Here is a 575-nt window from a genome sequence, read left to right on the forward strand (position 1 = left end):
GGAGTGAATGTCGATCACTCCACGATTTACCGCTGGGTTCAGCGTTATGCGCCTGAAATGGAAAAACGGCTGCGCTGGTACTGGCGTAACCCTTCCGATCTTTGCCCGTGGCACATGGATGAAACCTACGTGAAGGTCAATGGCCGCTGGGCGTATCTGTACCGGGCCGTCGACAGCCGGGGCCNCACTGTCGATTTTTATCTCTCCTCCCGTCGTAACAGCAAAGCTGCATACCGGTTTCTGGGTAAAATCCTCAACAACGTGAAGAAGTGGCAGATCCCGCGATTCATCAACACGGATAAAGCGCCCGCCTATGGTCGCGCGCTTGCTCTGCTCAAACGCGAAGGCCGGTGCCCGTCTGACGTTGAACACCGACAGATTAAGTACCGGAACAACGTGATTGAATGCGATCATGGCAAACTGAAACGGATAATCGGCGCCACGCTGGGATTTAAATCCATGAAGACGGCTTACGCCACCATCAAAGGTATTGAGGTGATGCGTGCACTACGCAAAGGCCAGGCCTCAGCATTTTATTATGGTGATCCCCTGGGCGAAATGCGCCTNGTAAGCAG

Annotated in this window: 1 protein-coding gene; it reads left to right on the plus strand. The window is 53.9% G+C overall.

Annotated elements, in window-relative coordinates; genetic code table 11:
* A partial coding sequence (locus VZP09_RS24945) for an IS6-like element IS26 family transposase (protein ID WP_328795510.1) occupies positions 1-575 on the plus strand: 575 nt, incomplete at both ends.

Source organism: Klebsiella sp. EMBS2024 (assembly GCF_036233805.1).
Taxonomy (GTDB): domain Bacteria; phylum Pseudomonadota; class Gammaproteobacteria; order Enterobacterales; family Enterobacteriaceae; genus Klebsiella; species Klebsiella pneumoniae.